Annotated in this window: 6 protein-coding genes and 1 pseudogene; 2 read left to right on the forward strand and 5 right to left on the reverse strand. The window is 70.8% G+C overall.

The features are described 5' to 3' along the window. From AXW62_RS46990 to AXW62_RS00870, 4 genes and pseudogenes are all read right to left on the reverse strand, one after another. Positions 1-188 (reverse strand): annotated as a pseudogene (locus tag AXW62_RS46990) (hypothetical protein); the annotation flags it as partial. A 250-nt stretch (positions 189-438) separates the two neighbouring features. Then, positions 439-1,398: an ABC transporter substrate-binding protein gene (locus tag AXW62_RS00860; protein ID WP_060942769.1), complete on the reverse strand. Its 960-nt coding sequence runs from the start codon at positions 1,396-1,398 to the stop codon at positions 439-441. 90 nt (positions 1,399-1,488) lie between these two features. Beyond that, positions 1,489-2,220, reverse strand: a complete 732-nt coding sequence (locus AXW62_RS00865) for an ABC transporter permease (RefSeq protein WP_060942770.1) — start codon at positions 2,218-2,220, stop codon at positions 1,489-1,491. Continuing rightward, positions 2,220-2,903, reverse strand: a complete 684-nt coding sequence (locus tag AXW62_RS00870; RefSeq protein WP_060942771.1) for an ABC transporter permease — start codon at positions 2,901-2,903, stop codon at positions 2,220-2,222. The genes AXW62_RS00865 and AXW62_RS00870 overlap by 1 nt, the downstream gene beginning before the upstream one ends. 142 nt (positions 2,904-3,045) lie before the next feature. On the opposite strand from AXW62_RS00870, the gene AXW62_RS00875 reads away from it, so the two are divergent. Next, entirely contained in the window at positions 3,046-4,203 is a 1,158-nt protein-coding gene (locus tag AXW62_RS00875) for a betaine/proline/choline family ABC transporter ATP-binding protein (protein ID WP_060942772.1), read from the forward strand. 263 nt (positions 4,204-4,466) lie between these two features. Here AXW62_RS00875 and AXW62_RS00880 read toward each other — a convergent pair whose 3' ends face one another. Next, positions 4,467-5,597: an alpha/beta hydrolase gene (locus AXW62_RS00880; RefSeq protein ID WP_060942773.1), complete on the reverse strand. Its 1,131-nt coding sequence runs from the start codon at positions 5,595-5,597 to the stop codon at positions 4,467-4,469. A gap of 166 nt (positions 5,598-5,763) precedes the next feature. Between AXW62_RS00880 and AXW62_RS00885 the strand changes: the two genes are divergently transcribed. Beyond that, entirely contained in the window at positions 5,764-7,596 is a 1,833-nt protein-coding gene (locus tag AXW62_RS00885; protein ID WP_060942774.1) for a phosphatidylglycerol lysyltransferase domain-containing protein, read from the forward strand. The last annotated feature ends 34 nt before the right edge of the window (positions 7,597-7,630 follow it).

Consider the following 7,630-nt stretch of genomic DNA (forward strand, 5'->3'; position numbering starts at 1 on the left):
CGTCGCTCGTCCGTCTCGGCGTCCGCCTCCAGCTCGCGACTCCGCTTCCCTCGTACTTCATCTCCGTGGCGCGCGGTCTCGCTCGTGGCCTCCGCGACCCGGCGGCCGGCCGAGCGGTCCCAGCGGCGCATCAGGACGGCGCCGACGACCGCGGCGGCGGCCGCGGTCGCGGCGAGCCCGCGGATCACGACCGTGTCGCCGACCAGCCAGGCACCGGCGGCACAGGTTATTGACGCGACTGCGACCGAAGCGGGGAGAAGGAGCCTGTGCAGGGGTGGGGATTGGCGGTGGCGTCCACGTGACATGGCCCGAAACTTACCGTGCAAAGGGGTCGCTTGGGTGCCCGCCGGGCCAGATCCGTTGTCAATCCGTTGGCAAATACGGCGGGGGCGCGGTCATGATCCCTTGCCAAGCCTCTCCCCGGGCGGGGCTTTGATCCTACTTCACCAGTCCCTTGTCCCGGAGGTACTCCTCGGCGACATCCGCCGGCTTGAGCCGCTCGGCGTCGACCTTCTTGTTGAGTTCGGTCAGATCGGCGGTCGTCAGCACCTTGTTGAGCTTGTTCAGGGTGTCCGCGATCTTCTGCGAACCGGCGGACTTCGCATTCACCACGGGAAGCACGTTGTCGGCATTCTGCAGATTTTTGTCATCGTCGAGCAGCACCAGCCCGAACTGATCAAGCGTGCTGTCCGTGGTCGTGGTCAGGACCATCTGGTCCTTGCCGTCCTTGACCGCCTGCTTGGCCTGGACGCTGCCGATGTCCAGCGGGTCGATCCCGGCCACCTCGATGCCGTACTTCTTCTCCAGACCCGGCTGGCAGAAGGGCCTCTTGGGGCATTCGTCGCCCGCCGCGAGGGTGACCTTCTGCTTCGACTTCCCGAGGTCGGAGAGCGTCTTGAGACCATGCTTCTTCGCGAAGTCACGGCTGACCGCGAAGGCGTTCTGGTCCACCGCCTTACCGGGTTCCAGCACCTTCAGCCCGCGCGGTTCGGCGAGCTTCTTCAGCGCCGTGACCGTGTCGTCGACGTCGGAGGAGGCCACCGGGGCGGCATTCGACCCGTTCTTCTTCTGGTTGAGGAATTCGGCCAACGTCGCCGCGTACTCCGGTACGACATCCATCTGGCCCTTCTCCAGGGCCGGTTCATACAGCTCGCGGGCGTCCACCGTCTTGATCGAAGTGGAATAGCCGGCGTCCTTCAGAAGCCCCGCGTACAGCTCCGCGAGGATCTTCGACTCGGCGAAGGAGGCGGACCCGATCACCAGCGAGCCCTTGCCCGGCTTTCCCGAGCTGTCGCCGCCGCCCGACTTCTCCAGGCTGTCGCCGCCACAGGCGGTCAGACCGGCCGTCAGTGCGGCGACCCCCGCCACGGCAGCCGCCGCCCGATAGATCTTGCTCATGGGTTTCCCATCCATAGTTGTCGAAGTTGTGCGCGCCGTCCGGGCCCGGCATCCGGTCGCGGGCGTCCTCCGCCCGGGGGCTCCTGCGGCTTATGCCGTCAGCGCCGGTGACTGCGGCGCCTGGTCGGCGGGCAGCCGGGCCGCGGCCCGCCGCCCCGTCCTGCGCCGCATCGGGTCCAGCACCCACCCCAGCACCACGAAGACGCCCTCGACGACCAGCGCGAGGGCCGCGACCAGCACCGCACCGGCCACCACCTGCGGGGTGTCGGTGAGCCGGAAGCCCGCCGTGATGATCCGGCCGAGCCCGCCGCCGCCGGGCAGCGCGGCCAGTGTCGCGGTGGCCACGACCTGCACCGCGGCGGTCCGCACGCCCGTCATGACGAGCGGGAACGCCAGCGGCAGCTCGACCCGGCGGATCAGCTGGCCGCCGGTCATCCCCATGCCGCGGGCCGCCTCCACGACCTCCCGGTCCGCCTCGCGCACGCCCACGTAGGCGTTGGTGAGCAGCGGCGGGACGGCGAACAGCACCAGCGCGATGATCGTGGGCCACTGGCCGTGCGTCCCCAGCGGGCTGAGCAGCAACAGCACCAGGACGGCGAAGGTGGGCACGGCGCGTCCCGCGTTGGAGATGTTGACCGCGAGCGCGCCGCCCTTGCCGATGTGGCCGAGGGCCACGGCGATCGGCAGCGCCACCGCGCAGGAGATCGCCAGGCAGACGAAGGTCAGGAACAGATGCTGGCCGAGCCGGTGCCACACCCCGTCGGGCCCCGCCCAGTGCGAACCGGTGGCCAGCCAGGTCCACGCCTTGGCGACGACGTCCATCAGGTGGTGCCCTTCCGACTCTTGCGCGCCCACGGCGTCAGCAGCCGCTGGAGGGCGAGGAGCAGCAGATCCGCCACGACCGCCAGTGCCACGCACAGCACCGAGGCGGTGAGCACCTCCGCCTTGAAGAAGCTGCGCATGCCCTCGTAGATGAGGTTGCCCAGACCGCCGTATCCGATGATCGCGCCCACGGTGGTGAGCGAGACCGTGGAGACGGTCGTGATCCGCAACCCGGCCATCAGCGCGGGCAGCGCGAGGGGCAGCTCCACGCCGAAGAGCAGCCGCAGCGGGCCGTACCCCATGCCCCGGGCCGCCTCCCGCGCCTCCTCGGGCACCGAGGCCAGACCGGCCATGATGTTCCGCACCAGGATCGTCAGCGAATAGAGCACCAGACCGGTGATCACCACCGCGGCCGAGACCCCGAACACGGGCAGCAGCAGCGAGAACATCGCCAGCGACGGCACCGTATAGAGGATGGTGGTCATTCCCAGCACCGGCCCCGCCACGACCCGCCACCGGCGGGCCAGCAGGGCCAGCGGAAAGGCGACCACCAGGCCGATCGCGACCGAGGCGAGCGTGATCCACACATGCTCGAGCGTCGCGTCCGTCAGCTCCTGACCGCGTGTGCGTACATACTCACCGCATATCCACTCGTTACTGATCAGACAGTTTCCGTCGGCCATACGCTCACCTCCCCCGCCGGGGTCGCGGGCCTGTTCCCCTTCACCAATTCCTGGTGACCCTAACCCCGGGAGATGACAATCTCGTCCGATCGCCACACAACAGCAACAATCTCTGCCACGAATGCGGCAACAATGGGGAGCCATGATCCGTTTCGAGCATGTCACCAAGCGCTACGCCGATGGCACGACGGCCGTGGACGACCTCTCCTTCGAGGTGGCGGAGGGTGAGCTGGTCACGCTCGTCGGCCCCTCGGGCTGCGGCAAGACGACGACGATGAAGATGGTGAACCGGCTCATCGAGCCGACGTCGGGGCGGATCGCGGTGGACGGCGAGGACATCGCCGAGGCGGATCCGGTCGCCCTGCGCCGCCGCATCGGCTACGTCATCCAGCAGGTCGGGCTCTTCCCGCACAAGACCGTGCTGGAGAACACCTCCACCGTGCCGCACCTGCTGGGCTGGCAGCGGAAGAAGGGGCGGGAGCGCGCCGCCGAGCTGCTCGACCTGGTCGGCCTCGACCCGTCCGTCTACGGCGACCGCTACCCCGACCAGCTCTCCGGCGGTCAGCGGCAGCGCGTCGGGGTGGCCCGCGCGCTGGCGGCGGATCCGCCGGTGCTGCTGATGGACGAGCCGTTCGGCGCGGTGGACCCGGTCGTACGCGAACATCTGCAGACCGAATTCCTGCGACTTCAGTCACAGGTACGCAAAACGGTGCTCTTCGTGACCCATGACATCGAGGAGGCGGTCCGGCTCGGGGACCGTATCGCGGTCTACGGGTCGGGGCGGATCGAACAGTTCGACACCCCCGCCACCGTGCTGGGCGCGCCCGCCACCCCGTACGTGGCCGACTTCGTCGGCGCGGACCGCGGGCTGAAGCGGCTGTCGGTCACCCCCATCGAACCCGGTGACCTGGAGCAGCCGCCCGTCGTCCACCTCGACGACCCGCTCCCCAAGGCGGCCGCCCGGCTGGCCTCGGACGGGGCGCGCTGGGCCGTCGTCCTGGACGACGCGGAACGGCTGCACGGCTGGATCCCGGCGGACGCGGCCGACGGCGCGGAGGGGCTGGTACGGGACCACGCGCGCCGGATGGAGGCGTGGCTGCCGGTCGGGGCGCCGCTCAAGCAGGCGTTCAGCACGATGCTCCAGCATGACGCGGGCTGGATCGCGGTCCTGGACGAGGACCGCTTCCTCGGCGTCCTCACCCCGGCCCGCCTGCACGAGGCCCTCCGCCGCTCGATCGACGCCGACGCGGGCGGTATCGCCCGCGGGGACGTCCGGCTCCAGACCGTCGCCGACGCGTAGGGCTCCGCCCCGCCCGGCCACGGCCCGCGCCCCGGCCGCCCCCGGACCCCCGCGGGGAAGTCCCCCACCCGGTGCGACCCGCGCGGACGGCGGGTCGCACCGGGTGACCCGGGCCACGGGCCGCCCGAGGTCCGGCGCCACGGGCCGCCCCGGTCCGGGATCACGGGCCTGACCGGGTGACCGGGGGACCGGACCGGGTGACCGGGTGACCGGGTGACCGGGTGACCGGGTGACCGGGTGACCGGATGGCGCGAGACGCGGTCTCAGCGGTCGCTGAGACGGCCGCCGAGCCACTCCAGCGCGGCCGGGACCTCCCGCCGCCAGGTGTTGAAGTTGTGGCCGCCGGTGCCCAGGATGATCGACGAGATCCGGGTCGGCTCCCCGCGCCGGTTCAGCCGCTTCACCTTGTTCACGAAGCGCACGGTGTCCTTGTAGTTCTTCTCACCGTGCTCGCTGCTGGAGACCAGGAGCGACACCGGCGGCGCCGGCTTGTGGTCCAGCCGCCACATCAGGTCGTTCTCCCGCTTCAGCCGCTCGCTGCCGCCGAAGAGGTCGCCCGTGGTCGCGTCGATGGGGGCCTCGTACGACGGGGAGAGCCCGGCGGCGGCGGAGAACGCGTCGGGGTGGCGCATCGCCATCTTCAGGGCGCAGTAGCCGCCGGTGGAATTCCCGATGACACCCCAGTTACGGGCCTGTTTGCCCACCCGGTAGTGCTGGGACACGGCCTTGGGTACGTCCCTGGTGAAGAACGTCTCGGTCTGCGGCCCCCGGGGGACGTCCACGCATTCGGTGTCGCGCGGCGATGCCACGGTCGGCCGCATCATCACCAGGACCAGGGGCTGCATTTTCCCCGATGAGGCCAGTTTGTGGGCGTTCTGCGGGTATTTCAAGCCATTGATGAGAGCTTCGGTGGTTCCCGGGTACCCGGTCAGCACCAGCGCGGCCGGGAAGGTCCGCCGGGCATACTCGGGCCGGAAGTACTCCGGCGGCAGATACACGTACGCGGGGCTGGCGATCCCCGAGACCGGTCCCTGGATGTTCACCTTCTCGATCCGCCCGGCGACCTCGGGTGACGAACTGCCCGCCACGGCCAGATGGCGGGTGTCGGTCACCCGCACCCGGGTGCCCGGGGTGTCGTGGTCCACCACGACACCCGGCTCGTCCTGGGTACCGAAGAGGTCCGACCAGGAGCCGTAGAACCCGAAGGACTGGTTGGCGAACAATCCGAACGCCATGAACACGGTCAGCTGCGTCCCCAGCAACAAGCCGACCCGGCCGAGCACCGGAACCACCCCGCGCCCGGCCAGCCGGGGCCACAGCCATACCGTGGCGGCGAACAGCAGCAACGCCGCGACGGCCGCAGCGATCACGATGTTGTTGCTCGTGAGACCCATCACTATCTTTCTGCCGGGCGGCCGGTTCCCCTTGCCGCCTGGGGCACCTCCCAGCGGTGCCGGAGAAGCAACCCCACTCCCTCATATGCCGTCTTACTGGACGCAATCGTGCGGATACCGCGCAACAGAATCAAAGATCCCCTTGACCGATGCGACGGGAATACAAATGTCTGACAGTCAAGATGCCGAAACGTCCGGAGAGGTTCCCACCCGGTTTCGGCGCCTGCTGCGCGGCCCCAGGCCGGAGGCGGTGCCGACGGCCGTCGGCACCGCCTGCGGGCTGATCGGGCTGATGGACATCGTCTTCCCCCGGCTGCGGCACAGCAGGGTGCACGCCCTCGCCGAGCTGCTGCCGGGCGCCGTGAGCTCCCTGGCGGCGGCCGCCTCGATCGTGGTCGGTCTGCTGCTGCTGATGCTGGCCCACGGCCTCAAACGGCGTAAGCGGCGGGCCTGGGTCGCCGCCGTGGGGCTGCTGCCCATCGGCGCCGCCGCACAGCTGCTCTACCGGCACTCGGTCGCCGGCATGGCCCTGTCCCTGATCCTGCTGGGGGTGATGGTCCGCTACCGCGCCGAGTTCGCGGCGCTGCCGGATCCGCGCAGCCGCTGGATGGCGCTGACCAACTTCGTGGGGATGGGCGCGGTCAGCGTCGGTGTGGGGCTGCTCATCGTCCGCTCGCACCCGGACACCATCCAGGGCCGCCCGTCGTTCGGCAAGCAGCTGGAACACGTCCTGTGGGGCCTGTTCGGCTTCGAGGGGCCGGTGGACTACCGCCACGGCGCGGACTACACCGTCGGCTACTCGCTCGGCGCGCTCGGCCTGCTGACCGTCGCCACCACCGTCTACCTCGCCTTCCGCCCCGAACACCCCGCCGCCCGGCTCACCCCCGAGGACGAGGAGCGGCTGCGGGGCCTGCTCGCCGCCCACGGGCACCGCGACTCGCTCGGCCACTTCGCGCTCCGCCGCGACAAGGGCGTGGTCTTCTCCCCCAGCGGCAAGGCCGCGGTCTGCTACCGGGTGGTCTCCGGGGTGATGCTCGCCAGCGGCGACCCGGTCGGCGACGTGGAGGCGTGGCCCGGCGCGATCGCCCGCTTCATGGAGGAGGCGCGGGCCCACTCCTGGACCCCCGCGGTGATGGGGTGCAGCGAGACCGGCGGCGAGGTGTGGACCCGGGAGACCGGTCTGGACGCGCTGGAGCTCGGCGACGAGGCCATCGTCGACGTGGCGGACTTCACGCTGTCCGGGCGTGCCATGCGCAACGTGCGCCAGATGGTCAAGCGGATCGAACGGGCCGGCTACCAGACCCGGGTGCGGCGCGCCGCCGAGCTGAGCCCCGAGGAGCTGGAGACCATCCGGCGTGCCGCGGCCGGCTGGCGGGGCACCGACACCGAGCGCGGCTTCTCGATGGCGCTGGGCCGGATCGGCGACCCGGCGGACGGGGACGCGGTGATCGCCACCGCCCACAAGGCCGCCGCCGAGGGCGCCGAGGAGGGCCCGTACGGGGACCTCAAGGCCGTACTCCACTTCGTGCCGTGGGGCTCGGACGGGATGTCGCTGGACCTGATGCGGCGCGACCGGAGCGCCGACCCGGGCATGAACGAGCTGCTGATCGTGGCCGCGCTGCGGGCCGCCCCGGAGCTGGGCGTGAAGCGGGTGTCGCTGAACTTCGCGATGTTCCGCTCGGCCCTGGCGCGCGGCGAGAAGCTGGGCGCCGGCCCGGTGCTGCGCGGCTGGCGGGGGCTGCTGGTGTTCCTCTCCCGCTGGTTCCAGATCGAGTCGCTGTACAAGTTCAACGCCAAGTTCCAGCCGCGCTGGGAGCCGCGCTTCGTGGTCTTCCGCAACACCCGCGACCTGCCCCGGATCGGCCTGGCCGCGATGCAGGCCGAGGGGTTCGTCTGTCTGGCCCTGCCCCGGCTGCTGCGCCGCGGACCGCGCCCCGAGCCCCGACCCTGCGCCCACCGGCACCTGGCCGACGGCCACGAGCTGCGGCAGGCGGCCTGATCCAGACGGCATCCTCTGCGCCCAGGGCGTGTTT

This window comes from Streptomyces hygroscopicus subsp. hygroscopicus (genome assembly GCF_001553455.1).
Taxonomy (GTDB): Bacteria; Actinomycetota; Actinomycetes; order Streptomycetales; family Streptomycetaceae; genus Streptomyces; species Streptomyces hygroscopicus.

What these genes read in the sequence shown, in the direction of transcription:
- AXW62_RS00860 (WP_060942769.1), bottom strand. Translation starts at nt 1,398, where the DNA reads ATGAGCAAGATCTATCGGGCGGCGGCTGCCGTGGCGGGGGTCGCCGCA.
- AXW62_RS00865 (WP_060942770.1), bottom strand. Translation starts at nt 2,220, where the DNA reads ATGGACGTCGTCGCCAAGGCGTGGACCTGGCTGGCCACCGGTTCGCAC.
- AXW62_RS00870 (WP_060942771.1), bottom strand. Translation starts at nt 2,903, where the DNA reads ATGGCCGACGGAAACTGTCTGATCAGTAACGAGTGGATATGCGGTGAG.
- AXW62_RS00875 (WP_060942772.1), top strand. Translation starts at nt 3,046, where the DNA reads ATGATCCGTTTCGAGCATGTCACCAAGCGCTACGCCGATGGCACGACG.
- AXW62_RS00880 (WP_060942773.1), bottom strand. Translation starts at nt 5,597, where the DNA reads ATGGGTCTCACGAGCAACAACATCGTGATCGCTGCGGCCGTCGCGGCG.
- AXW62_RS00885 (WP_060942774.1), top strand. Translation starts at nt 5,764, where the DNA reads ATGTCTGACAGTCAAGATGCCGAAACGTCCGGAGAGGTTCCCACCCGG.